General features: G+C 72.7%; 26 protein-coding genes and 1 pseudogene. 16 read left to right on the top strand and 11 right to left on the bottom strand.

Features of this window, described 5'->3' with window-relative positions; all coding sequences use genetic code 11:
* Positions 1-26 precede the first annotated feature (26 nt).
* From ACTVAJ_RS04270 to ACTVAJ_RS04260, 3 genes are all read left to right on the top strand, one after another.
* Positions 27-425, top strand: coding sequence for a RidA family protein (locus ACTVAJ_RS04270; RefSeq protein ID WP_470386715.1), 399 nt, complete (start codon positions 27-29; stop codon positions 423-425).
* A 139-nt stretch (positions 426-564) separates the two neighbouring features.
* Positions 565-1,524, top strand: a complete 960-nt coding sequence (locus ACTVAJ_RS04265; protein WP_470386714.1) for a helix-turn-helix transcriptional regulator — start codon at positions 565-567, stop codon at positions 1,522-1,524.
* Between the two features lie 121 nt (positions 1,525-1,645).
* Positions 1,646-2,554: a GNAT family N-acetyltransferase gene (locus tag ACTVAJ_RS04260; protein WP_470386713.1), complete on the top strand. Its 909-nt coding sequence runs from the start codon at positions 1,646-1,648 to the stop codon at positions 2,552-2,554.
* 33 nt (positions 2,555-2,587) lie between these two features.
* On the opposite strand, the gene ACTVAJ_RS04255 is transcribed toward ACTVAJ_RS04260, so the two are convergent.
* Positions 2,588-3,595, bottom strand: coding sequence for a Gfo/Idh/MocA family protein (locus ACTVAJ_RS04255; RefSeq protein WP_470386712.1), 1,008 nt, complete (start codon positions 3,593-3,595; stop codon positions 2,588-2,590).
* 390 nt (positions 3,596-3,985) lie between these two features.
* Between ACTVAJ_RS04255 and ACTVAJ_RS04250 the strand changes: the two genes are divergently transcribed.
* Positions 3,986-4,279, top strand: a complete 294-nt coding sequence (locus tag ACTVAJ_RS04250) for a hypothetical protein (RefSeq protein WP_470386711.1) — start codon at positions 3,986-3,988, stop codon at positions 4,277-4,279.
* A 175-nt stretch (positions 4,280-4,454) separates the two neighbouring features.
* On the opposite strand, the gene ACTVAJ_RS04245 is transcribed toward ACTVAJ_RS04250, so the two are convergent.
* Entirely contained in the window at positions 4,455-7,277 is a 2,823-nt protein-coding gene (locus ACTVAJ_RS04245) for a helix-turn-helix domain-containing protein (RefSeq protein ID WP_470386710.1), read from the bottom strand.
* Positions 7,278-7,404: 127 nt separating this feature from the next.
* Here ACTVAJ_RS04245 and ACTVAJ_RS04240 point away from each other — a divergent pair, with 127 nt between their 5' ends.
* Positions 7,405-7,611 carry a hypothetical protein gene (locus ACTVAJ_RS04240; RefSeq protein WP_470386709.1) on the top strand — a complete coding sequence of 69 codons (207 nt, stop codon included), beginning with the start codon at positions 7,405-7,407 and terminating at the stop codon, positions 7,609-7,611.
* A 318-nt stretch (positions 7,612-7,929) separates the two neighbouring features.
* Here the strand turns inward: ACTVAJ_RS04240 and ACTVAJ_RS04235 are convergent, their stop codons facing one another.
* Positions 7,930-8,112, bottom strand: a complete 183-nt coding sequence (locus ACTVAJ_RS04235) for a hypothetical protein (RefSeq protein WP_470386708.1) — start codon at positions 8,110-8,112, stop codon at positions 7,930-7,932.
* Positions 8,113-8,524: 412 nt separating this feature from the next.
* Between ACTVAJ_RS04235 and ACTVAJ_RS04230 the strand changes: the two genes are divergently transcribed.
* Positions 8,525-8,899 carry a hypothetical protein gene (locus ACTVAJ_RS04230; protein WP_470386707.1) on the top strand — a complete coding sequence of 125 codons (375 nt, stop codon included), beginning with the start codon at positions 8,525-8,527 and terminating at the stop codon, positions 8,897-8,899.
* Positions 8,900-8,920: 21 nt separating this feature from the next.
* Here ACTVAJ_RS04230 and ACTVAJ_RS04225 read toward each other — a convergent pair.
* A pseudogene (locus ACTVAJ_RS04225) lies at positions 8,921-9,187 on the bottom strand (Fe-S oxidoreductase); the annotation flags it as partial.
* Between the two features lie 352 nt (positions 9,188-9,539).
* On the opposite strand from ACTVAJ_RS04225, the gene ACTVAJ_RS04220 reads away from it, so the two are divergent.
* Together ACTVAJ_RS04220 and ACTVAJ_RS04215 are read left to right on the top strand one after the other, a co-directional pair.
* Positions 9,540-10,418: a phosphotransferase family protein gene (locus tag ACTVAJ_RS04220; RefSeq protein WP_470386706.1), complete on the top strand. Its 879-nt coding sequence runs from the start codon at positions 9,540-9,542 to the stop codon at positions 10,416-10,418.
* Between the two features lie 385 nt (positions 10,419-10,803).
* Positions 10,804-11,184 carry a hypothetical protein gene (locus tag ACTVAJ_RS04215; RefSeq protein ID WP_470386705.1) on the top strand — a complete coding sequence of 127 codons (381 nt, stop codon included), beginning with the start codon at positions 10,804-10,806 and terminating at the stop codon, positions 11,182-11,184.
* Between the two features lies 1 nt (position 11,185).
* Here ACTVAJ_RS04215 and ACTVAJ_RS04210 read toward each other — a convergent pair whose 3' ends face one another.
* Genes ACTVAJ_RS04210 through ACTVAJ_RS04200 form a run of 3 tightly spaced genes read right to left on the bottom strand, consistent with a single transcriptional unit; the run spans position 11,186 to position 14,304 of the window.
* On the bottom strand, positions 11,186-12,163 hold the full coding sequence (locus tag ACTVAJ_RS04210; RefSeq protein WP_470386704.1) for a DUF4097 family beta strand repeat-containing protein: 978 nt from the start codon (positions 12,161-12,163) through the stop codon (positions 11,186-11,188).
* A gap of 45 nt (positions 12,164-12,208) precedes the next feature.
* A complete protein-coding gene (locus ACTVAJ_RS04205) occupies positions 12,209-12,919 on the bottom strand; it encodes a response regulator transcription factor (RefSeq protein ID WP_470386703.1) in 711 nt (236 codons plus the stop codon).
* Positions 12,907-14,304, bottom strand: coding sequence for a sensor histidine kinase (locus ACTVAJ_RS04200; protein WP_470386702.1), 1,398 nt, complete (start codon positions 14,302-14,304; stop codon positions 12,907-12,909). The genes ACTVAJ_RS04205 and ACTVAJ_RS04200 overlap by 13 nt, the downstream gene beginning before the upstream one ends.
* Positions 14,305-14,402: 98 nt before the next feature.
* On the opposite strand from ACTVAJ_RS04200, the gene ACTVAJ_RS04195 reads away from it, so the two are divergent.
* Together ACTVAJ_RS04195 and ACTVAJ_RS04190 are read left to right on the top strand one after the other, a co-directional pair.
* Positions 14,403-15,128: a (2Fe-2S)-binding protein gene (locus ACTVAJ_RS04195; RefSeq protein WP_470386701.1), complete on the top strand. Its 726-nt coding sequence runs from the start codon at positions 14,403-14,405 to the stop codon at positions 15,126-15,128.
* Between the two features lie 76 nt (positions 15,129-15,204).
* The gene (locus ACTVAJ_RS04190; RefSeq protein ID WP_470386700.1) at positions 15,205-15,801 is read left to right on the top strand and encodes an HD domain-containing protein; all 597 of its coding nucleotides are present in this window, start codon (positions 15,205-15,207) and stop codon (positions 15,799-15,801) included.
* A 49-nt stretch (positions 15,802-15,850) separates the two neighbouring features.
* On the opposite strand, the gene ACTVAJ_RS04185 is transcribed toward ACTVAJ_RS04190, so the two are convergent.
* Positions 15,851-16,324 (bottom strand): RrF2 family transcriptional regulator, encoded by a 474-nt coding sequence (locus ACTVAJ_RS04185; RefSeq protein WP_470386699.1) that lies wholly within the window; start codon positions 16,322-16,324, stop codon positions 15,851-15,853.
* Between the two features lie 81 nt (positions 16,325-16,405).
* On the opposite strand from ACTVAJ_RS04185, the gene ACTVAJ_RS04180 reads away from it, so the two are divergent.
* Positions 16,406-17,167, top strand: coding sequence for an SDR family oxidoreductase (locus tag ACTVAJ_RS04180; protein ID WP_470386698.1), 762 nt, complete (start codon positions 16,406-16,408; stop codon positions 17,165-17,167).
* A gap of 34 nt (positions 17,168-17,201) precedes the next feature.
* The gene (locus ACTVAJ_RS04175) at positions 17,202-17,618 is read left to right on the top strand and encodes an SgcJ/EcaC family oxidoreductase (protein ID WP_470386697.1); all 417 of its coding nucleotides are present in this window, start codon (positions 17,202-17,204) and stop codon (positions 17,616-17,618) included.
* A 239-nt stretch (positions 17,619-17,857) separates the two neighbouring features.
* Here ACTVAJ_RS04175 and ACTVAJ_RS04170 read toward each other — a convergent pair whose 3' ends face one another.
* Positions 17,858-18,841: an alpha/beta fold hydrolase gene (locus ACTVAJ_RS04170; RefSeq protein ID WP_470386696.1), complete on the bottom strand. Its 984-nt coding sequence runs from the start codon at positions 18,839-18,841 to the stop codon at positions 17,858-17,860.
* A 221-nt stretch (positions 18,842-19,062) separates the two neighbouring features.
* On the opposite strand from ACTVAJ_RS04170, the gene ACTVAJ_RS04165 reads away from it, so the two are divergent.
* Both ACTVAJ_RS04165 and ACTVAJ_RS04160 read left to right on the top strand, forming a co-directional pair.
* Positions 19,063-19,860: a class I SAM-dependent methyltransferase gene (locus ACTVAJ_RS04165; protein ID WP_470386694.1), complete on the top strand. Its 798-nt coding sequence runs from the start codon at positions 19,063-19,065 to the stop codon at positions 19,858-19,860.
* A 146-nt stretch (positions 19,861-20,006) separates the two neighbouring features.
* The gene (locus tag ACTVAJ_RS04160; protein WP_470386693.1) at positions 20,007-20,414 is read left to right on the top strand and encodes a MarR family winged helix-turn-helix transcriptional regulator; all 408 of its coding nucleotides are present in this window, start codon (positions 20,007-20,009) and stop codon (positions 20,412-20,414) included.
* A gap of 3 nt (positions 20,415-20,417) precedes the next feature.
* On the opposite strand, the gene ACTVAJ_RS04155 is transcribed toward ACTVAJ_RS04160, so the two are convergent.
* Both ACTVAJ_RS04155 and ACTVAJ_RS04150 read right to left on the bottom strand, forming a co-directional pair.
* Positions 20,418-21,059 carry a hypothetical protein gene (locus ACTVAJ_RS04155; RefSeq protein ID WP_470386692.1) on the bottom strand — a complete coding sequence of 214 codons (642 nt, stop codon included), beginning with the start codon at positions 21,057-21,059 and terminating at the stop codon, positions 20,418-20,420.
* Positions 21,060-21,150: 91 nt separating this feature from the next.
* Positions 21,151-21,729: a GNAT family N-acetyltransferase gene (locus ACTVAJ_RS04150; protein WP_470386691.1), complete on the bottom strand. Its 579-nt coding sequence runs from the start codon at positions 21,727-21,729 to the stop codon at positions 21,151-21,153.
* A 170-nt stretch (positions 21,730-21,899) separates the two neighbouring features.
* Between ACTVAJ_RS04150 and ACTVAJ_RS04145 the strand changes: the two genes are divergently transcribed.
* Both ACTVAJ_RS04145 and ACTVAJ_RS04140 read left to right on the top strand, forming a co-directional pair.
* The gene (locus ACTVAJ_RS04145; protein WP_470386690.1) at positions 21,900-22,598 is read left to right on the top strand and encodes a sensor domain-containing protein; all 699 of its coding nucleotides are present in this window, start codon (positions 21,900-21,902) and stop codon (positions 22,596-22,598) included.
* Positions 22,599-22,658: 60 nt separating this feature from the next.
* A complete protein-coding gene (locus tag ACTVAJ_RS04140; RefSeq protein WP_470386689.1) occupies positions 22,659-22,871 on the top strand; it encodes a hypothetical protein in 213 nt (70 codons plus the stop codon).
* The last annotated feature ends 160 nt before the right edge of the window (positions 22,872-23,031 follow it).

The raw sequence follows: 23,031 nt of genomic DNA, 5'->3' as shown, positions 1-23,031 counted from the left end.
AGTCAACGACGACACGGAGGTGGAGTTTGAGCGCGGTCACCCTGATCCGCAACGAGAAGCTGACCCAGCAGGTGGACTACGCCTACGCGGCCACGGCGCCCGAGGCCGGCACCGTGGTGTGGACCGCCGGCGCCTGCCCCCTGGACGAGGACGGCGCCACCGTCGCCGTGGGCGACTACGCGGGCCAGGCCGAACAGGTGATGCGCAACCTGCGCACGGTGCTCCGGGGCGTGGACGCGGACCTGACCGACATCGTCAAGACGACGGTGTACGTGGCCTCCGACCGCCAGGAGGACCTCGTGGCGGCCTGGGACGTCGTCCGCGCCCACATGGGCGACCACGACGCCCCCAGCACCCTGCTCGGCGTGGCCGTCCTCGGCTACGACCACCAGCTGGTCGAGGTCGAGGCGGTCGCCGTCGTGTGAACCGGCCACGATCCGCACGGGTGGAGGACAACGGTCGTCCTCCACCCCTGGCAGACTGCGTGTACGCACACCCTTCCCACGAAGGGATCCCGCGGGTCGCACCGCGGGACCTCCCCGCCGTCCGCCCCGGAGGAGCCCGATGAAAGCGACCTCGGCGCGCCTGCTGCGTCTGCTGTCCCTGCTCCAGACGCGCAGGGAGTGGCCGGGCGCCGACCTCGCCGACCGCCTCGAGGTCAGTCCGCGCACCGTGCGCCGCGACATCGACCGCCTCCGCGAGCTCGGGTACCCCATCGAGGCCACCATGGGCACCGGCGGCGGCTACCAGCTGGGGGCCGGAGCCGCCCTGCCTCCCCTGCTCCTGGACGACGACGAGGCCGTCGCGGTCGCCGTGGGGCTGCGCACCGCCGCCCAGGGCGGAGTGTCGGGAACCGAGGAGTCCTCGGTGCGCGCCCTGGCCAAACTCCTCCAGGTCCTGCCCTCCCGCCTGCGCCGCAGGGTCGACGCGCTGGGCACCTTCACCGTCCCCATGCCCGCCAGCGGCCCCACCGTCGACGCCGACACGCTCGCCCTGGTCGCCTCGGCCTGCCGCGACAGCGAACGACTCCGGTTCGATTACCAACGCCACGACGGAAGCCCCACCCGCCGCACCGTCGAACCCCTGCGCCTGGTCGCCCGGGGACGGCGCTGGTACCTGGTGGCCTGGGACAACGACCGCGACGACTGGCGCACCTTCCGCGTGGACCGGATGCGGCCGCTGACACCCACCGGTCCGCGCGTCCCGCCCCGCGACCCACCGGAGCAGGGTGTGGCCGCCTACCTGGCCGAACGCATGGACGTGCACATGTGGCCGAACAGGGCGCGGGTCCGCCTGTTCGTGTCCGCGAAGGAGGCCCACCGCCGCGTCGGCGAGTGGTTCGGCCGCATCGAACCGGTCGACGACCACTCCTGCGTCCTGGTGTGCGCCGGGAACTCCATGCTCCACATGGCCTGCTACCTGGCCATGCTCGACATGGACATGGAGGTGGAGGAACCCGCTGAACTCCGCGAGCAGATGGCACTCCTGGCCACCCGCCTGCACCGCGCCTCCTCCGGGAACTGACCCCGGCCCGGCACCGCCGCGGGGCCGCGTCCGGTACCGACTTCGGGAAGTGGCCCCACACGCCACCAGCAAACCACTACGTTAAGGAGTTACTTGCATTCATAGAGTAACGAAAGTAGGGGTGTGCGTGCCCACTCGACCCCGGTGCCCCGAACTGCGGCACCTCAGCTGCCCGCCGACCCTCCACGACCTGGCGCCGGGCTACCGCGTCGCCCGATGGGACCACCCCCACGCCCTCTCCGCCCACAGTCGCGAACGCCTCCACACCACCCTGCGCGACCTGGCCGAACGCGCCTTCGGCGCCGACCACTCCGGCTACTGGCGCACCCGTGTCCGGTCCGGGTTCTTCGACCGGATCACCACCCTGGCCCTCATCCTCGGCCCGGACGACACCCCCGTCGGCTGGGGCGGCTACCACCGCCTCCGCCTGGCCTCCCGACGCTCCCTGTACCTGGACGCCGCCGGTGTGGTCCCCGCCCACCGCCGCTTCGGCCTGTCCACGGCGCTGATGACCCACTTCCTCACCCGGGAGGTCCTCGCCCACCCCCTGTCCAACACCTACGTGGTCCTGCGCACCCGTCACCCGGCCGTCTACGCGGGGTGGCGCCGGGGCCTGGGCGCCCACCGCGTCTTCCCCGACCGCAGGCGCCCCCCGCCCGGCCTGATCCGACGCCTGGCCGGCGAGGCGGCCGAATGGTTGGGCGACGGCCCCCGCCTGCACCCCGACACCCTGGTCGTGCGCGACGCCTACCGCATGTTCGACGGAGACATCTACGGGATCCGCCCGCGCAGTGGTGACACCGGCATCGACGGCTACTTCGACGACACCGTCGGCCCCAGAGACGCCGTCCTGGTCGTGGCGCGCACCAACATCCACGTCCTCGCCCGGGTGGCCGCCGCCCGGCACGTCCGCGCGCGCCTGCGCCACCGCACCGCCGCCGACGCCCGTCCCAGCCGCGCCGCAACCCCGGAATCGGTCACCCCCACCGGCGCGGGCGCCTCCGGTCTGCTCCCGAACCCGCGCCCCTGAGGGGAGCCGCACACCCGTGCCGGCCCACCGGACTCAGCGCGCGACCATCCCGGGGTCCTCGTCGGCGAACCCGCCGACGTCGCGGACCAGGTCCATCAGCCGAGCCAGCCGCAGGCTCTCCGACCACGGCATGTCCGGGCTCTGCGTCCACCCCTCGGCCACACACCGCGCGACCTCCTCGGCCTCGTGCACGTAACCGTTGCCGCGGTAGGGGCGGTGGAACACCTCCGGCTCACGGCCGTCGCGGTGCACCACCACCTCGGTCGGAGCCCACGCGCGGTCCAACTCCAACCACCCCTCGGTGCCCACCAGCACCGCACGGTTGGGCATCGTCGAACGCGACGCACAGCTCAGCGTGGCCGTCACCCCGCCCTCACCACGGGCCAGGACGGTCGTGTGGGTGTCCACCATCCGGTCCGGGGACAGCTGCCGGGCCGCCCCCACGATGCTGAGGTCCCCCAGGAAGTCGGTGGCCAGCGCCAGCGGGTACACCCCCAGGTCGAGCAGTGCCCCGCCACCGAGTTCGGTGTTGAAAAGCCGGTGGTCGGGGTCGAAGGGCACGCTGATCCCGAACTCCGCCGACAGCGAGCACAGTCGGCCGATCACCCCGTCGGCCACCAGGTCACGGGCCAACCGGTAGGCGGGAAGGTAGCGCGTCCACATCGCCTCCATGAGGAACAGCCCCCGGGAACGCGCCGCCGCCACCATCTCCGCCACCTGGAGGGCATTCATCGCCATCGGTTTCTCCACCAGCACGTGCTTGCCCGCGTCCAGACACGTCAGCGTGTGCGGATGGTGCCCAGGATGCGGGGTGGCCACGTACACCACGTCCACGTTCTCGTCGCGGGCCAGCTCCGCGTAGTCGCCGTGGCCCACCGGGATCCCCCACGTGTGGGCGAACTCCCGCGCCCGCTCCGCCGAACGCGACCCCACCGCCGTCACCCGCGCCCCGGGCGTGGCCCGTATCGCCTCCAGGAAGGAGTGGGCGATCCCGCCCGTACCGAGGACACCCCAACGCAGCACACCTTCGCCATCCGTCATGACGGCCATCCTAAAAACCCGGTCGTCCCAAGGTCTACCGACGGTCTCCGCCGACCAGCACGTCAATCACATATACGCAGACCAGAGCGCTGAACCTCGGGATTCTCGCGTGGTCCGCCGTGGGTTGAGAGGGACCGGGGCGGTTCCACCGCTCCAGACCTGCTCCGGATCGCGAACTGGAGCGCGGCCTCTCAGGCACCGTCGGGCGTTCCGCGCGGGACGCCCGACGGCGTCGGCATGGTGACTTCCCGGCGGGCTCCCGGGGAAAGGTGCCGCGCTGGCTGGCGTGGTCGGTGTCGATGGTCCTGCGTGGCGTCGGCCGGTGGTGCTGCCAGCACCGTCCCGACCGCCGGACGTTGCGCGAGATCGTGGACGAGACCGCCGCCGGGTGTGGCCGTCGGCCACACCGACCTCAACCCGCGTGTGCTCACCTACCCCACCAGGGGTGGCAGCTGTTGCTCGGCCACCTGGTGCCCGGCCTGCGGCACGCCGTCTACGACAGCCGCCCCCGACCGGCCCGAGTGGGCGGGCCAGGCCAGCATCTACGTCGCCTCTCCCAATGGGTCCTGGGCGCTGGCCGAGTACATCCCCGCGGGCGGCCCGTCCGAGGCCGCCCGGCACGGCCCCGACGACCTGTGGGCACAGATTGGCTCGGCCTGGAACACCTGGTGCACGGCCGGATGACCCATCACGGAACGGTTGGGTTTGACCGTGGACGCCGACGGCACCCGGCTGTGGGTGGACACCCCCCACCACATGCTGCGCTCCTACGGCGCGGCCCCCTCCACGGTCACGGTCCGGTAGGACAGAGAGGATGCCCGGCGCGGCTCACCATGGCTGTGAGGACTCCCCGGCCGGGTCACAGCCCCAATTCATCCCATGTCCATGCCTGGGCGGGGGTACCGTCGAGATCGCGGCCGTAGGGCAGTAGAGGTGGGGGGAGCGGACGAAGCCCACCGGCGTTCAGGGCCCGGCGCTCCAGCACCTGTACCGTCTCCTCCCGCCCCACCTCGTGCAGTGCCCCCAGCAGGCTGGCGACATCCCTCGCTTTGGTGGGGTCGGTGTGCTCGGCGGGGTTGCGCGCCAACAGCACCTGCACCGTCTCTTCCCGCCCCGTCCTGTGCAGTACCTCCAACAGGAAGGCGACACCCCCCGGTTGGGTGAGGTCGGCGTGCTCAGCGGCGCGGGAGGCCAGCACACCCACCATCTCTTCCCGCCCCACCTCGTGCAGCACCTCCAGCAGGCTGGCGACACCCCCCGAGTCGGTGAGGTTGGTGAGGTTGGCGGCGCGGGAGGCCAGCACACCCACCGTCTCTTCCCGCCCCGTCCTGTGCAGTACCTCCAGCAGGAAGGCGACACCCCTCGGGTCGGTGGGGTCGGTGTGCTCGGCGGCGCGGGAGGCCAGCACACCCACCATCTCTTCCCGCCCCGTCCTGTGCAGTACCTCCAACAGGAAGGCGACACCCCTCGGGTCGGTGGGGTTGGTGAGGTTGGCGGCGCGGGAGGCCAGCACACCCACCGTCTCTTCCCGCCCCACCTCGTGCAGTGCCCCCAGCAGGCTGGCGACATCCCTCGCTTTGGTGGGGTCGGTGTGCTCGGCGGGGTTGCGCGCCAACAGCACCTGCACCGTCTCTTCCCGCCCCGTCCTGTGCAGTACCTCCAACAGGGCACCGACACCCCCCGGTTGGGTGAGGTCGGCGTGCTCAGCGGCGCGGGAGGCCAACACACCCACCATCTCTTCCCGCCCCACCTCGTGCAGCACCTCCAACAGGAAGGCGACACCCCCCGAGTCGGTGGGGTCGGTGTGCTCGGCGGGGTTGCGCGCCAACAGCACCGGTACCGTCTCTTTCCGCCCCACGTCGTGCAGCACCTCCAACAGGGCACCGACACCCCCCGGTTGGGTGAGGTCGGCGTGCTCAGCGGCGCGGGAGGCCAACACTCCCACCGCATGACCCTGCCCCGTCCGGAACAGTGCCCCCAACAGGTGGGCGGACACCCCCGGGTCGGTGGGGTCGGCTTGCTCGGCGGCGCGGGAGGCCAGCACCCGCGCTGTCTCCTCCTGCCCCGTCCGGCACAGTGCCCCCGGCAGATGGGTGACCCCAAACGGGTCGGTGAGGTCGGCGTGCTCGATGAGCCATCGGGTGCCGTTCTGGTGGGGATCGGTCTCCGGGGACAGCAGACCGGCCAGGCCTGCGGCGGCCGTGGGGTGGCGGGCTCGGATCGCCCGCTGGTAGAGCCTCACCGCGTGCTGGAGCAGGCCGCGGCGCTCGGCTGCATCTGCCAGGGTGTACAGGCTGTGGGGGTCGGTGGTGTGCTCCAGCAGGGCCTGCCACAGGTCGGGGTCGCCCAGCTGGTCGGCGCGGCGGTGTCCCAGCTGCTGTTCGAGGTAGTCGGCCGGTTCGTAGGCCGCTTCGGCGCCCGTGCGGGGCACGTGGGTGTGCACGGCGGTCAGGGCGCGACGGATGTCGGTGTGGGTACCGTCGGGGCGCTGGCCCGTGCACAGCCCCTCCAGGGCCGGGCCCCAGTGGTTGCCGGTGGGCCGTTCGCGCGGGTCCAGCTGTGCGTCGGCGGCCTGGGCCAGCAACGGGGCGGGGAGTGGGGCGCGGTGGCCCAGGCGTCGGGCGTCGACGGCGGCGGTGATCAGGGCGTGCTCGGTGGCGGTGAAGTGGTGGCCCGGCCCGTCCAGGTAGGCGCGCAGGAGTTCGGGGCCGCCGCTGAGGTGTTGGACGATCCGGCCGCGGTCGGCCGATCCCGCGTCCAGGGCCTGACTCAGGCGTTGGTCGTCGTGCGCCCGGCCCAGTTCCCGCCACTGGTGCTGCTCGTCGGGTGAGAGGCGGTCGGGGACGGTGATGCGGGCGGTGACCGGTCCGGTGAGTAGGTCGCGGATGTGGGCGTGCGGGTCGCCGGGGGTACCGGGGCGGGTCAGGTCCTGCCAGTAGGGGTCGGTCCACAGCGTTCCCACCGCGACGGTCCCGGTCTGCTGGGCCAGGAGGCGGTGCAGGGCGGCGGCGGCCTCGTTGGCGTGGGGGCCGTAGAAGAAGCGTTGGGCCTCGTTGAGCCACAGCACCGCCTGGCCCTCGATCCGCCCGCGCTCCAGGAGACGGAGCAGGTCCTCTCCGGTGTCCGGACACAGCAGGGTGCAGTGGGGGGCCAGGTCGGCCAGGACCTGGTACAGGGCGCGGGTCTTGCCGGTGGAGGAGCCTCCGGTCACCATCACCAGCACCGACGTCTGCCCCTGGAGTGCGGGTGTGAGGCGGTCGCGGATCTCCTGGTCGTGGCGGCGGCGCAGGTAGGGGGTCAGGAAGGTGTACCCGCCCGGGTCGGGGGCGGGCAGCACCGCGGCGTGCACCTGCAGCCGGGCGGGGTCGGCGGTCTCGACAGGGATGGCCTCGCCCCAGTCCGTGGTGGGCCGGTGGGGGGACGCCGCCTTCACAGGGCCGGGAGGCGGGCCCGCAGCCGCCGCACGCAGTTCCAGCAGCGGGCCGGTATCCAGGCCCAGTGCTTTGGCCAGAGCGACGACGGTCTCCTTCGAGGGCACAGGCCCGGTGCCGTTGAGGGCGTTGCTGACCGTGGTGGGGCTCAACGCGGCGCGGGCGGCCAGCTGTCTTTTGCCTATCCGTGCACGCAAGCGGGCGGTGTCCAGGCGCTCGCGCAGTTCCTCGCGTGCTGCTGCCTGTTCCACACAGTCCCCCTGCCGTGACCGCCCTGCGTGTGCGTTGGTGTTCATTTTTGTCCAGCCGGTCACCGGCGGCCACCCCTTCTGTCAGATTCGACACCACCGACACCGCGTCGAACCGGAGGAGAAGACGATGTTGATCGCGCTGCTGGTCCTGGCCTGCGGCTTGGTCACGGTCGTGGCTGTGCTGGCCGGGGCCGGGGCCGCCTACCTGGCCCGCCGTGACGGCGCCAGCTCCCCCCAGGCGATCGGCCGAGCCGCGGCTACCGCCGCCGCCACCCTCACCCTCGCCGCCGTCCTCACCACAGCCCTGACCGCTGTGGCGACCCTGACCCACTGAACCGGCACAGCGACAGGCCAGCACCAGAATCCCGAAGACGAGCCAGGAGGCTCCCGCACCCCGGGGTGCGGGAGCCTCGCTCACGCCCTGACGACCCTCCGCCGATGTCCGGACCGCAGGCCGACGCGCAGGGCGGCCGCGCCGAAGACAGCACACCAGGGCCCCGTGCTGACGTGTTCGTGCTGGTTGGGCCACTGTGGAGGTATGCACATTAGTCTGCCAACCGGACTGCCGTACGCGCCTTGGCCGCCGCGGCTGGAATCGCCTACACCCCACACGGCGACGTGCTCAGTTCCTACGCCTACGTCCTTGTGAGAATCACAGGATGTTCCGGGTCAAAGTGTCCTCCGACCGCTGGAGGCCTTCGACGCGCCGACGGATTTCGTCGCGTGTGCCAGGTGTGTGGGCCCTGCGGGCGTTGGTGGTGACCATACGCAGTTCTCTGATGTCGCGCAGCACTTCGTAGTCCGGCCAGGTGGTCACGTCGACCCTGTTCGTCATCTCAGCGTGGTCTCGTCGCCATGCCGTTCAGTTGAGGCTGGGCGGTGTCCTGTCAACCCCGCCTCCGAACCCCTGGAACACAAGGAAGGGGTTCCCTGGTGGAACAGTCGTCTCTCACGACGACCGCACCGCCACCGGCGTCCTAGCCACGGGCCACCCGGGCGAACTCACCCGGATCGTGCCCTTCGAGATGGTCAACGCCGTCCGCCTCGGAAGCGACGCTCCGAGCGGAGTCGGTCCCGCTCGCGCTGCTCGTGGTGCTGGAGCTGTTGGCGCCGCGGTGCGCGGGAGGCGCCGCCGGCCCCGATCCGGTATGTCTGGAGACGCACCGCTGACATCCCCGACACAGTGAGGACCGCCCCATGCATGCGCCGCCCGTCCCCGCACGCTCCCCCGCACGGAGGAGGCCGACGTGTTCGATCTGATCTTCCCCCTCGTCGGTGTGGCCGTGGGCCTGGGCGTCGCGATCGCCGCCCGGCGGGGGTCCAGGGCGCAGGCCGGGGTCTCCGAGCGGCTCGCGCGCGGGGAGATCTCCAGGGCGGAGGCCGACCGTGCCCGCCTGGGGATGCACCTGCGCACCCGCAACCTCGGCCGCGTGAGCACGGCCGCCGTCCTGGCGCTGCTGGCCGCCGTCCTGGTCCACGCCGCGGCGGTCGGCGGCCTCGGCGGGCGCACGCTGTACTACGTGGTCCTGCTGGCCGGTCTCACCGTGTGGTGCGTGGCCGGGCTGCGCCAGTCCGAACGGCTGGTCGCCGAGGCCCGGGGCAGGGGCGGTGACACACCCTGAGGGGGCCCGGGCGTGACCTCCCTCGGCCCTCTCCTCGACTCCGCCCGCGACCGGGCTCTCGCCCCTGACCGAGCGCTGCGGGAGCGGGGAGACGTCCACGACCTCCAGCGACTCCTCGGCCTCGCCCCGCGACTTCTTCTCGTTGATCGCGTCGCCGAGCATGACCTGGCAGAACGGGCACGCGGTCGCGACGGTGCCGGGGTTGGTGGTCAGCGCCTCGTCCACCAGCTCGGCCGGGAGCCGGCTGTGGTGGACCACCTCGTACGTGCCGCCGCGGCCGCCGCCCGCATGGGCGGGTTCTACACCGCCCAGGCCGTGGACGCCGACAACGCCAGGGCGGTTCCGTCACCCCAGGGGCCCACGGCCGGTCCTCCTCCGCAGGGGTTCCTCGGCGTCCGCCCCGGCCCCGCCGACGTCGAACCCCGCACCTACGAGCTGAGCCCGGTCCTGCCCGACGACCAGACCTTCCGCGGCATCGACGCCGTACGCGCCGTCCGGAAGGTACGACCGAAGCGTTGCCGTGGCCCGCCACCGGTCAGTTCTCCTGGTGGCGGGGGCGGGCTGGGGTAGCCTCGCAGCGCCCGGTCCGGGGCGCCGGGCCGAGGACGGCCTCCGCGGCGACCACGGTGAACGAGAGCGCGTGTCCAACCGATTCCACACCCACCACATCGACATCCGCGACGACGTCGTGGTCAAGCGCTACGGCGACTGGAGTCGGGGAGAGCCGCGGCGGGAGTGGACGGCGCTCCAGGTCCTGGACCGGCACGCTCCCGGCCTGGCTCCCCGCCCGCTCCACGCCCGTCTGGACGCCGAACCGCCCGTCATCACGATGAGCCGCCTGCCCGGCCGTGTCCTGCGCGGCGAGCACACCACCGACGAACAGGTCCAGGCGATCGCGCGAAGCCTGCACCGGCTGCACCGGATCCCCGCCCGGGTCGTCACCGGACTCGACCCCGCTCCCTGGGGGCCACGGGTGGCGGTGGCCAAGGTCCGCAGGTTTCTCGCCGCCCGCCCCGATCTCGGCAGCGACCCGCTGGTCCGGGAGGCGTACCACGAGGGGACCGCCTGGATGGCCACCACCGACCCCGACCTCCTCCTGGACAACCCCCACCCCCCGGTCCTGGGCCTGGCCGACGGCAACCACGCCAACCTCCTCTACGACGAGCGGGCACGGTGCGTGCGGCTGATCGACTGGGAGGACTCCGGACGCAACGACCGCGCCTTCGAACTCGGCGAGCTCACCGAGCACATCTCCCACACCGACGGCGCCCTGGACCCCGACGCGCTGCTGGCCCACGTCGACCTGGCCCCGGGGAAGCCGCGCGCGTGCGCGGGTTCCGCCGTCTGGTCGCGCTCTGCTGGCTCCTCCAACTCGGACCCACGGGTACCGCCACACCGCACAACCCACCCGGTACCGCGCGCCGTATCGCCGAGCGGGTCCTGCACCTGTTCGCCTGACCGCAGCGGACCGGCCATGTCTGCGTCTTCCCCGGTGTCCGCCAGGGCTCCCGCGTCCTGATCCCAACGAGGAACGCCTGGGGCATGAGGAACGAGACGGGGCGGGCAGAGCCTGCAAGCGGTACCCGCGTCCGACGGACGCCGTGAGCCCGCGACCGCGGGAGGGGGCGGAGCGGGTGGGCCGGCCCTCGGCCGAGATCCGCTCCGGATCTGCTCCGCATCCGGGCCGAGAAGCTCGGGGCGAAGCGACTTCCGTGGCGGCGTAGCGCTTTTGGCCCGGTGCGACAGGGGATGGTCGGCTCTCCTGGGCACCCGTCCCGGAGAACCCTAAAAACCCGGTCATGTCATGGTCGAGTGGGGGATGCCGCTCGGTTTCGGCGCTCCGGGCCCGTACGGTGTCGGGAGGATCGCAGGGCCGCTCGCGCGGGTCACCGAACGGAGGGGGAATGTCGGACACGCTCGCACAGAGGCTGGGGGTGCGACCCGGGGACCGGCTGCTCGTCCTCAACGCTCCCGAACGCTACCTGCGCCTGCTGGAACCGCCGCAGGACATCCACATCGACCTGGGTCCCATCGAGGGCGCCGACTACGACGACATCCACCTGTTCGCCCTGGACCGGGGGACCGTCAACCGCGAGACCCCCGCCGTTCTGGAGATCACCGGCCCCCGGACCCGGCTGTGGATGTGCTTCCCCCAACGCGGTGGCACCATCATCACCGACCTGACCGCCGACCAGGGGTGGGAACCGCTGGACGAGGCGGGGTGGCGCAGTACCGCCCGGGTCCCGATCGACTCGGACTGGGCGGCACTGCGCTTCGAACGCTGACTCAGGACACCCCGACCTGCACCGACCCGCTGACCGTGTTCACGTCGATGCGCGCCCCGGCGTCCGCGGAGGTGTCCACGCCGATGTCGCGGCCGCCCGTCACCGAGTCCCCGGTCACCGTGTAGGAGCCCTCCGGGACCCACAGCCGGACCGCGCCGCTGGTGGAGTCGACCGACAGCAGCTCGAAGGGGGCGTTGGTGGTCACCTCGACGCTGCCCGAGGTCGTCGACACCTCGGCCGACGAGAAGCCCCCGCCCACGGCGACGGCCCCGCTGGTGGCCTCGGCCTCCACCACCCGGGCGGTGAACCCCGACACGTCCACACCACCGGAGACCGACTCCGCGACCAGCGACTCCCCCGAACCGGAGGCCGTGATGCGGCCCGAGGTGGTCTCGACCGCGACCGAGCCCTCCACCCCGGACAGCTCCACACCGCCGGAGGTCGAGGAGACCGACACGTCACCGACGTTGCCGCTCACCAGCACCGCACCGCTGGTGCTCGACAGGTCCAGCTCACCGTTGACGTTCTCCGCCCGGATCCGGCCGCTGATGGTCTCCACCTCCACCGACGTCCCCTCGGGCACCGCGATCTCGTAGTCGACCGCGCACGTGCCGAAGAACGGCACGCCCTCGCAGCCGGCGTCCAGGGACAGCTCCTCGCCGTCGTCCGCGTCGATCTCCTCGTGCGGCGCCTTGAGCGGACCGCCCCGCAGACTGCGGTCCACGGTCACCTCGTTCCCGTCACCGCCGACGAGGACCACCTCGCCGTCGGTCCTGTTGTCGACCTCCAGGAAGGTCACGCCGGAGAACGAGTCACTCCGGCTGTCCCGGTCCACGGTCACGTTGCCCAGGACCGAGACCACGGTGACGCCGATCAGCACCACCACGAGCACGGCGCCCAACAGCATCCACGGCCCCCTCCGGAACCGGCCCTGCTCCTTGCTCGACGAGGCGTACAGGCCCCGCGCCTTGAATGACACGTCGTTTCCTTTCCGGAAGGGCCGTGCCCTTCCCCGTGTGTCGGTTCAGTTCCGTTCGCTGCCGCGCAGGTACCGCAGGACCGCCTGGACCCTGCGGTGGTCGTGGTCGTCCTGGCCCAGGTCGAGCTTGGTGAAGATCGAGCGGATGTGCTTCTCGACCGCGCGCTCGGTCACGGTCAGCCGCGCCGCGATCCCCGCGTTGTTGAGCCCCTCCGCCATGGCCCCCAGCACCTCGGCCTCCCGGGGGGTGAGCCGCTCCAGGGCGCTGTCGCGGTGGCGGCTGAGCAGCTGGGAGACCACCTCCGGGTCGATGGCCGCTCCCCCGTCCGCGACCCTGCGCAGGACGGTGAGGAACTCCTCGATGTCGGCGACCCGGTCCTTGAGCAGGTAGCCGACCCTGGTGGCGCCGCCGCCCAGCAGATCGGCCGCGTACCTGCTGACCACGTGCTGCGAGAGCAGCAGCACCGCCACCCCCGGGTGCTCCCGGCGGATGCGCACCCCCGCCTCGATGCCCTCCTCCGAGTAGGTCGGCGGCATCCGGATGTCCACCAGGCACAGGTCGACGTCGGGTCGGGCCGCCACCGACGCCACCAGGGCCTCGGCGTCCCCCACCTGGTCGACCACCTCCACGCCCGCGTCCTCCAACAACCGGGCCATGCCGCTGCGCAGCAGCACCGAGTCCTCGGCGATGATGACCCGCGGGCCCGTCCCAGGCCCGCCCGTACCCGACGTGTCGTGCACGTTCACGCCCTCCATGGAATGTCGGCGGTCAGGGTGGTTCCCCCGCCGGTCGGACTGTGGACGGTCAGGGTTCCGTCGACGGCGTCCACACGGTCCCACAGCCCGTACAGGCCGGTTCCGACCTCGGGGTCGGCACCGCCGGAACCGTCGTCGGTCACGGTGACCCGCAGCAGGGACCCGCCCCGTGGCCCCGGAGCGGACACGCACCGGACGCGCACGGCGACCCGCCCCGCCGAGGCGTGTTTGGCCACGTTGGTCAGCGCCTCGCACACCACGTAGTAGGCCACCCCCTCGGCCCGGTGGGAAGGGCGCTCCGCCAGCTCCACGTCGACCTCCACCGGTACCGGCGACCGTCCCGCGGCCACCGGCAGGGCCGAGGGCAGACCGTGGTCGGTGAGCACGCGGGGGTGCAGGCCCCGGGCCACCTGCCGCAGCTCCTCCATGACCTCCTTGGACTCCCGCTGGGCCTCGGTGATCAGTGCCAGGGTGCGGTCGGGGTCGCGCGCCAGTTGGGTACGGGCCCGGGTCAGGGTCATGGAGAGCGCGAGCAGCCGTTGTTGGGCGCCGTCGTGCAGGTCCCGCTCGATCCGCCTGCGCTCGGCCTCGGCCGCGTCGACCATGCGCAGGCGGCTGTCCTGGACGTGCATCAGCCGACGCAGGACCCGGATCTCGGGCGCGTCCAGGTGCAGTGCCCGGTGCAGCATGACCTCCGTGGCCACCAGGTACGGAGCCAGACGCAGACCGGCCAGGGCCGCGAGCGGCCCGACCACGACCAGGCCCAGCAGTCCGACCGCCTCCCCCGGCGACCCCAGGACCAGCGCGTACATCACCCCCAGGAGCGCCCCCATCGCACCGGCGCCACCGCCCACCACCAGGACCACCACGAGCGCCCCCGACAGCAGGGCGTGCAGGCCGGCGACGACGCTGCGCCCCACCCGCGTCCAGGCGTCACGGCCGAACAGGAGGTGCACCGCCCGGGCGGGGAGGCAGTCGGGGGGCAGGGGGCCGAGCGGCCCGGTCTCCACGATCCCGAACACCGACCCCAGGCGGCCGCGCTGCACCCGGCACGCCAGCCGCGCCAGAGGACCCGCCGTGAGCGCCACGAGGACGGCGAGCGACGTGCCCAGGGCGATACGGGCGGGGCCGATCGGCTGCGCGTCGGGCAGCCAGGGCAGGATGAGGACGATGCCGATCCAGGTGGCCGACAGAACGAGCACCAACCCCGGCAGCAGGTAGAGAGGGGCCAGCGTGAGGGACGTCATCAGGTGCAGCACCGCGACCAGCCGCACCCGCCAGGTCGGCCCGTAGGCCTCGGCGGCACGGGACAGGTTCGCCAACGCGGACACCAGGGGCTCACCCTGGCCGTCCCCGGCGGTGGTGGGGATGTCGCGGCCGTTCACAGGACCAACGTAGTGATCGCGGCCCTCCCACGGCGAGGCCGTCAACACGTGGAGTCACGGTGGTGGCAGCACCACCAGGAAGGGGAGGCGCGTCCGGTATGGCTCACGTTCGGGTACGGCCGGTCCTGGCCGACACGGGACGGATCAACATGCTCTTCCGGCTGGAGCAGGAGGCACCGGGGCCGCGGTGGCGTTCCCTGGACGGCGCCGGGGCCTCCGAGGGGGTGATCGCGGCGGAGGTGGACCGGGTGCGCGTCCAGCTCGCGGCGATGTCGGGTCAGGAGCCCGGGGACGTGGAGTGGCGGGTGGCGGCCTCGATCCTCCACCAGGGACTGGCCGCGCGGCTGCTCTCCCCGGTGCTGGCCGCCGGACTGTGCCACGGCGCCCTGGTGGACGCGGCGCGTTTCCACCACGACCCCGGGCGCGAGGGCCCGGTGGTCCTGCGCACGGACCAGGAGTACGCCGGGACCGCCCCCGCAGGGGAACTGGCCGACTGGGTCGAACAGACCGTCGTCACCGGGGTGCTGGGCCGTATCGCCCGGGTGCTGCCCAGGGTCGGCAGGGTCGCGCCCGGCCTGTTGCGCGGCAACACCGCGGCGGCCCTGGCCGGGGCGGTCCGGGCGCTGGGGACCGACCGCCCCGGTGTGCGCCCGGCGGCCGAGGAGTTGGCGCGTACCCTCCTGGCCCGTCCGGCGCTGGCCGGCACCGGCGGGTACACGGGTACGGACGCGGAGGGGCTGGCGGTGTTCCGGCGCACCACGTGCTGCCTGTACTACCGGCTGCCCGGGTACGGGAAGTGCGGTGACTGCGCCCTGCGCCCCTGACCACGGGATCCGCCCGGTCGGCGCCCTGCCTTGGGGCACGGCCCCGGCGGGGTCGGGGCGGGATAGCGTCGTGGCCATGCGCATTCCCACGGACGCCCGGATCCGCGACCTGCACCAGAGGTACGCTCCCACACCCGAGGCGTTCGCACTCGTCCACCGGCACTGCCGGATCGTTCGCGACATCGCCGACCAGTTGCTCGCACGCCGCCCGGACGGCCTGGACGCCCCTCTCGTGCGCGCGGGCAGCCTCCTCCACGACATCGGTGTGTACGCGCTCTACGACGGCTCCGGCAGGATCGACCACGCGAACTACGTCCGCCACGGGGTGCTGGGGCGCGACATCCTCGCCGAGGAGGGGCTCCCCGAGGAGATCCGGCGTTTCTGCTCCTGCCACACGGGCGTCGGCCTGAGCCGCTCGGACGTTCTCACCCAGGGGCTCGCGATCCCGGCCGAGGACTATCTGGCGGAGTCGCCGGAGGAGGAGCTCGTCATGTTCGCGGACAAGTTCCACAGCAAGACGGATCCGCCGGTCTTCGTTTCGCGCGCCTCCTGCGAGGAGCGGCTGAGGCGCTTCGGAGAGGACAAGGTGCGGAGGTTCGGGGAGATGGTCGAAAGGTTCGGCGAACCCGACCTCGCCCCGATCAGGGCAACCTACGGCGACCCGCTGGTCTGACCGCCGTGTTCGGGTGGCGCCGCCGCGCCACCCGAACACGGCGAGGGGGTCAGCGCCGGGCGGCCAGCCGTGCCCGGGTGCGTTCGGGCGCGCCGGGCGGCAGGCTGTCCAGGACGTCGGCCAGCGAGACCCCGGCGAGGCTGTCCCGCCAGGCCTGGTGGGCCTCGTCCATCCTCCGGGCGAGGACGCACCTGTCCTGGCAGTCCTCGGCGGGTAGCGCCCCGCGCCCCCTCTGGCGGATCTCGCGGCACACGTAGGGCGAGGAGAGGCCGTCGACGGCCTCGACGATCTGGAGGAGGGTGATGTCGGAGGTGGCCCGGGCCAGCCGGAACCCGCCGCGCGGGCCCGTGGTCGCGTCCAGCACACCCGCCCTGACCAGAGCCTGGAGCTGTTTGGCGAGCGAGGGCGCCGGGATGTCGTAGTACTCCGCCAGGCGTGTCGCGGGTGCGGTGGCCCCCGGTTCGAGCTGGGCCAGGGTCGTGGCGCAGTGCAACACCCACTCGGTACTCACAGGCAGCTTCATGCCCTCCAGTCTATTAAAGATATTGCGGACCTTTTTTATCCTGTATAGGCTGCGGGGTAGCCGACACGAGGAGTGAACACCATGCGGATCGCGGTCGCCGGAGCCACGGGCAACATCGGATCCCTCGCCGTCCGGGCCCTGGAACGGGACGGACACCAGGCCGTGGGCATCAGCCGTTCCCAGGGCGTGGACCTGGCCACCGGGGACGGGCTCGACCGGGCCCTGGCCGGGGTCGACGCCGTCATCGACGCCACCAACACCACCGCCGCCGACCGCTCCGCCGCGGTCGGCCAGCTGGGCACCATGACCCGCAATCTGCTCGCCGCGGAGGAGCGCGCGGGCGTGCGCCACCACGTGCTGCTCTCGATCGTGGGGATCCACCGTGTCGAGGGCAACCCGCACTACGCCGCCAAGCGGGAACAGGAGCGTCTGGTCGCCGAGGGCCGGGTGCCGTGGACGATCGTCCCGGCCACCCAGTTCCACGACTTCGCCGCCATGGTCGTCGGCTGGACCGAGAGGGACGGTGTCGCCACCCTCGCCCCGCTGCTCGTACAGCCCGTCGCGCCCGCCGACGTGGCCGACGTCCTGGCCGAGGTCGCCCTCGGCCGACCGCGGGGGCGCCACGCCGACCTGGCCGGACCCGGACCCCAGGACCTGGTCGACATGGCCCGGCGCACCCACCGGGCGCAGGGGCGCCGGGTCACGCTGGTACCGACGTGGTCGGGCGTCCTGGACGAGGAGATGGCCGGGAACGTCCTCCTCCCGGGCGAGGGGGCCCGGATCGCGCCGACCACGTTCGAGGACTGGCTCGCCGAACTGTCGAGGTCCGCGGACCGGGGTTGACCTCAACCTAACTTAAGGAAGCAGGCTCTCCTCCATGGACACAACGCACACCCCCGACCGCGACAGCGAGATCGAGGCCATCCGCCAGGTGGTCGCCGAGGTGGAACGCGCGCAGCGCGACGAACGCCCCGACGCGTTCGCCGCGCTGTTCCGCCGGGACGCCATCTGGACCACCGGCCACGGCCGGCGACTGTTCGGACGGCAGGAGATCAGCGACTTCACCCGCAGAGTGCTGCCCGGGGCGATGGGGAACCTCGTCCCCGTCTACGAGGTCGACCACGTCCAGTTCATCCGGCCGGACGTGGCCGCGGTCAAGGTCCGCCAGCGCTACCTCACCCGCGACGGCGCCCCCGCCGAGGACCAGCCCGAGGGCACGCCGCTGTACGTGATGTCCAGGGAGGACGGCCGCTGGCTCCTGACCGCCTGCCAGAACACGCAGGTCCAGGGCTGACCCCCGTGAGCGCCCCCGGCCACGGGCGGTCACCTGCCCAACCGGCGCCGACCCGGCTCGGGCCCCGACAGCGCGTGCAGCCGGAGCGGGACGGGCTGCCAGGACAGCCCGAAGCGGTCCTTGGGTCAGCCGCACCGGCTCTCCTGTTCACCGTCGCCGCGGGCGCGTGCCCCCCTGTCCGTCGGTCGCCACTGCCGGGGCCGCGGGGAAGCCCGCGGCCCCGGTTCCCGCGAGGGAGCCTAGGACGCGGCGTCCTCCTCCACGTGGGCGAGGAAGTCCAGCAGCGCGGCGTTGACCTCCTCGGGGCGCTCCTGCTGCGTCCAGTGCCCGCACCCGGGCAGGGTGATGTTGGCGTGCACGCGCGGCGCGACCAGGTGCAGGTTCTCGCGCAGGAAGTCCACGCCCTCCAGGGACATGACCATGTCCTTGTCACCGGCCACGTACAGCGCGGGCGGGTCGACCGTGCGGCCCTGGAAGGCGGCCATGAGCTCGTTGTTGCGTTCGATGTTGCGGTACCAGCCGAGCGGTCCGGTGAACGCGTCGGCGCCCTGGTAGTCCTCCGCGAACGCGGCCACGTCATCCTCGGTCAGCCAGTCGGGCAGCGCGTCCGGCTCGGGCATGGTGTCCAGGAGGGTCTGCCCCTCGGGAATGACCCAGGGCTCGGGCTTCTCGACCCGGGGGTTGTCCCCCGAGGCGTTGAACAGGATGCGGCGCAGCGTCGCGGCCGGGTCCCGGGCGAGTTCGGCGTCGGCCCTACCGGGCTCCTGGAAGTAGATCTGGTAGAAGCCCTCGCCGTACAGGTCACGGGTGACCGAGGGCGGAGGCATCATCGCCGGGGGCGCCGGGGGAACGCTGAGCCCCGCCACGCCGCGCACCAGGTCGGGGCGGAGCAGCGCGGTCGCCCAGGCCACGGGCGCCCCCCAGTCGTGGCCGACCAGGACGGCACCGGAGGCACCGAGCTCGTGGATCAGGGCGGTGACGTCGCCGACGGTGTGCAGCAGGGTGTAGGCGTCGACGGACCCGGGCTTCTCGCTGCGGGCGTAGCCGCGCTGGTCGGGGGCGACCACGTGGTATCCGGCCTCGGCCAGCGGGGCGAACTGGTGGCGCCAGGAGTACCAGCTCTCGGGGAAACCGTGCAGGAGCAGGACCAGCGGCCCCTCCCCCTGTTCGGCGATGTGCAAGCGGACTCCGTTGACCTCGACGTCCCTGTGCCTGACGGTCATCGTTGACTCCTCGCCGCGTTCGGGTGGGCCGCGGGCTCGGTCCGCCGGGGGGCGGTGGCGGCCTCACGGGGAGCATAGGGGACGGGGTGCGCGGCACACGCGCGAACTCCCCACCCCGGACGTGCGTCTCAAATATTGAGAATCAAATCTCAAGAAGAGAGACGGAGGTGTAGGGTTCCCACCACAGGAACTCCACGACACCCCCAGGAAGGGGAGGCCCGATGCCGCGCTACACCCATGGCCAGCACCGGTCGGTCACCGACTCCTACCGCTGGCGCAACGCCGCCAACTCCACCGCCTACGCGCTGGACGAGATGCTCCCCGGCCGCTCCCTGTTGGACGTCGGCTGCGGCCCCGGCACCATCACCGTCGACCTGGCCCAGCGCGTCGCCCCCGGGCCCGTCACCGCCGTGGACTCCTCCGCCGAGGCCGTCGACCTGGCACGGGCCACCGCCCGGGAGACCGGCGTGGACACCATCGACTTCCAGGTCCACGACGCCCACGACCTGAGACTGCCCGACGACACCTTCGACGTCGTCCACGCCCACCAGGTCCTGCAACACGTCAGCGACCCCGTGCGCGCCCTGGCCGAGATGCGCAGGGTCGCCCGCCCCGGAGGAGTGGTCGCCGTGTGCGACAGCGACTACTCCGGCATGTTCTGGTACCCCCGCCCGCCCGAACTGGACGCGTGGATGTCCCTGTACCAGCGCGTCGCCCGAGCCAACGGCGGCGAACCCGACGCCGGGCGGCACATGGTCGCCTGGGCGCACCGGGCCGGGTTCACCGACGTCACCTACGTCGCCGAGGCCTGGAGCCACTCCTGCCCCGAACGCCGCGAGTGGTGGGGATCCATGTGGTCCCGCAGGATCCTGGAGTCCGACATGGGCCGCCAGGCGGTCGCCGAGGGGTACGCCACCCGACAGGAGCTGGAGGACATCTCGGCGGGCTGGGACCGGTGGAGCCGGGAGCCCGACGGCGTGTTCGTCGTCCCGCGCGGCGCCCTGGTCTGTCGCGTCTGAACCGGCGCACCGGCTCCGCCACCGTGCCACCGCCGACGCCAGGGGCGGGCCAGGCGACACCGCACCCCGTCGCTGGCCAGCACGGGCGGCGGCGATATAGCGTCGTTCCCACCCGCGCGGACACCGCTGTTCCTGATGGAGGCACCATGACCGACCTGCCGATCGGCTACTGGCTCAAGCACCTGGACCGGCTGATCGAGAGCGACTTCGACCGGGCGCTGTCCACCGAGTCCCTGGGGCGCCGCCACTGGCAGGTACTCACCTCCCTGCACAAGGACCCCGGGACGGTCGCCGACCTGGACCGTCGCCTGGCCCCCTTCCTGGAGGAGGACGAGCCCACCGTCGCGCCCGTGGTCGACCACCTGCGCGCACGCGGGTGGGTGGAGGGAGAGCGGTCGCTGTCCCTGACCGCGGCGGGCGAGACCGCGCACGAAGCCCTCTTCGAGAAGGTCAGTGACGCGCGCCGCCGCCTGGGCCAGGGCATCAGCGACCAGGAGTACCGCGCCGTGGTGGACGTGCTGGAGCGCATGTCGGCCAACCTCGAACGCGGCTGACCCTCACCCGCCCGAGCACCCCGCGCCCCGGTGGCGGGGCTGGCGCGACTCCACGACGACCGGAGGTTCGGGCTCCTCCACCCACAGCAGGGTCAGGGCGGGGCCCAGCTCCGCCGACGACCGCGCCCACCGGTCGATGAGTTCGGGCCCCGGCAGGACACGCAGCCCCAGCTCCCCGGCCACCTCCTCATACGTGGCGACCACGTCGAGTTCGTCCTCGGGGGCCTCGGCGTGCTCGGCGGCGAGTTCGGCCATGGACCTCTCGTACGCGGCGAGGGCGGCGTCCCCGCCGTCCCGCTCCAGGGCCCGCGTCACGTCCCCGGAGCGCGGAACCCCCAGGAGCAGTTCCAACGACTCGGCCAGGTCCCGCCCGAGGACCGTCATGCTGCTCGCACCGTCGTAGTGGATCACCGGCCGCCGTTCGTCCCCGCCGCACAGGAAGAAAGCGGAGCCGTCACCCTCCGAGGCCAGCCCCACGAGCCTCTCCCCCGACTCCAGCTCCAGTGGCCAGTCGTCGGCGTACCCGGCGCGGTCCAGGTCGAAGTCGTAGGGCGAGCACGGCAGGACCGTGGCGGCGCCGCTCCCGCGCAGCCGCTCCAGCAGCCCCTCGGACGGATCCGTCCCGGAACCGGTACCCGTGTCCATCGGTCTCCCCTCGTCGTCGCGGTCGGGTCGCGCTCCACGACGACCACCGGCCCCGAACGGTTCCGCCGAGGGTTTCCGAACCGGCCCGGGCTCAGGCCAGGTCGGCGGGCAGTTCCCGGGTGAGCTCCACGAAGGCCAGGTCGGGGCGCCTGGGCACACCGAACGACTCGTCACCGTACGGGAACGGGGTGATCCGACCCGTGTTGGTGTATCCGCGCCGCTCGTACCAGGCGATGAGGTCCGAACGCTGCTTGAGCACCTTCATCCGCATCAGGCGGCACCCCCACGTACGCACCGCGGTGCGCTCGGCCTCCGCGAGCACGCGCCGCCCCAGCCCCGAACCCTGGGTGGCGGGACGCACGGAGAACATCCCGAAGTAGGCGCCGCTGGTCCCCCGCTGGAGCTCGCAGCAGGCCACCAGCTCCCCGTCGGACTCGGCCACCAGGACGAGCGTGTTCGTGCGGGCGAGCAGCTCACCCATGCCGTCCTTGTCCATGCGCTGGCCGTCGAGCAGGTCCGCCTCGGTCGTCCACCCCTGCCGCGAGGAGTCACCCCGGTAGCAGGAGTTGACCAACTCCACCAGCGCGGGGACGTCACCGGGCACGGCCGCCCGGTACCGCAGCTCCGGCTCGCCCCGCGTCGCCGCGTCGTCGGTCTCAGTGGTGGTCACACACGCCTCCCCCGGTGGCTCCGAATCTTGCGCCCCCAGTATCGGGCACCGGAACCGGGCCTCGCACCCGAGGTGCCCCCGGCGCCAACGCGCGGTGGGGTCAGCACCACCCCGACTCCGCCCCCCAACCGCCCTGACCCGGGACGGCCCGCGAGCGTAGGTTCGCTGCCATGGACGACAACCCCTTCGCGCGGCTCATGACCGACACCCGCTACGTACTGCTCGGACCGGCCCTGACCATCCCGGCCTTCGCGCTGGTCCTGGCCGGACTGGCCGCCGGAGCCGGTTCCGCCGTGGCTTTCGTGGGCCTGTTCGTCCTGGTCGGCACCCTCCACACCGCACGCGGCGCGGCCCACGTCGAACGCATCCGCCTGGCCGACCTGCTGGACGCGCCCGTGGTCCGGCGCGCCTACCGTGCCGCCCGTCCCGGAGCGGGTCCCCTGCGCCGCGCCCTGACCCCCCTGGCCTGTCGGCAGACCTGGCTGGACGCCCTCCACGCGCTGGTGGTCCTCCCGCTGTCGCTGGTCACCTTCGTCCTGGTCCTGGCCTGGTGGACGGCGGGCGTGGCCGGGCTGCTGTACCCCCTGTGGGGCTGGGCGCTCCACCACATCCCGGGCTACACCGGTGTCGGCGAGTACGTCCTCCCGGACTCCCCCCTCCTGGCCACGACCCTGATCCACATGTTCGCGGGCGCGCTGTTCACCCTCACCGTCCCGGCCGTGGCGCGCGTCGGCGCCGGCGTCCAGGCCACCGCGGGCCGGGCGCTCCTGCTGGACCCCACCGACGACGCCGTGCGGGTGCACACCCGGTCCTCCGGCCGCGCCCAGGAGCGCGACCCGGTCCGCCACCGCGTTCCCACCCGCGCCTGAGCCCCGTGTCCGGCCGCCCGGGCAGCCCGCTCATCCCCGGGGAGGGTTCTCCGGTACGGCGTGTGCGAGCAGGCCGTCGACGAACACCCCAAGCCCCTGCGGATCGACGTCCCGTGCGGTCGGTACGGGACACCGGCCGCCGACACCGGCCAGGCGCGGCGCCTGGAACGCGTCGAGGTGCCCGACGACCCCGTCGGCGGCGAGGACGCTGTGCGGCGCGGGGGCGGCCGCGATGACGCGGTCCCGGGGATCGCCGCGCAGGCGGGGCGCTGACGGGTACCCCGAGGCCTCCACCGCCGCGAGGGGGTCCAGGCGGCCACCTCCCTCCGCGCACAGTTGACCTCAATAATGGTTGAGGTTCTACGGTCGGTGGTAACCGAACCGGGCGCGGCGCAACACCCGCCCGCACCGGTGACGGTCACCGCCCACACCG

The sequence above is a fragment of the Nocardiopsis sp. KDC1DS13DA1 genome (genome assembly GCF_055632325.1).
This window is presented reverse-complemented; position numbering and strand designations above follow the sequence as displayed.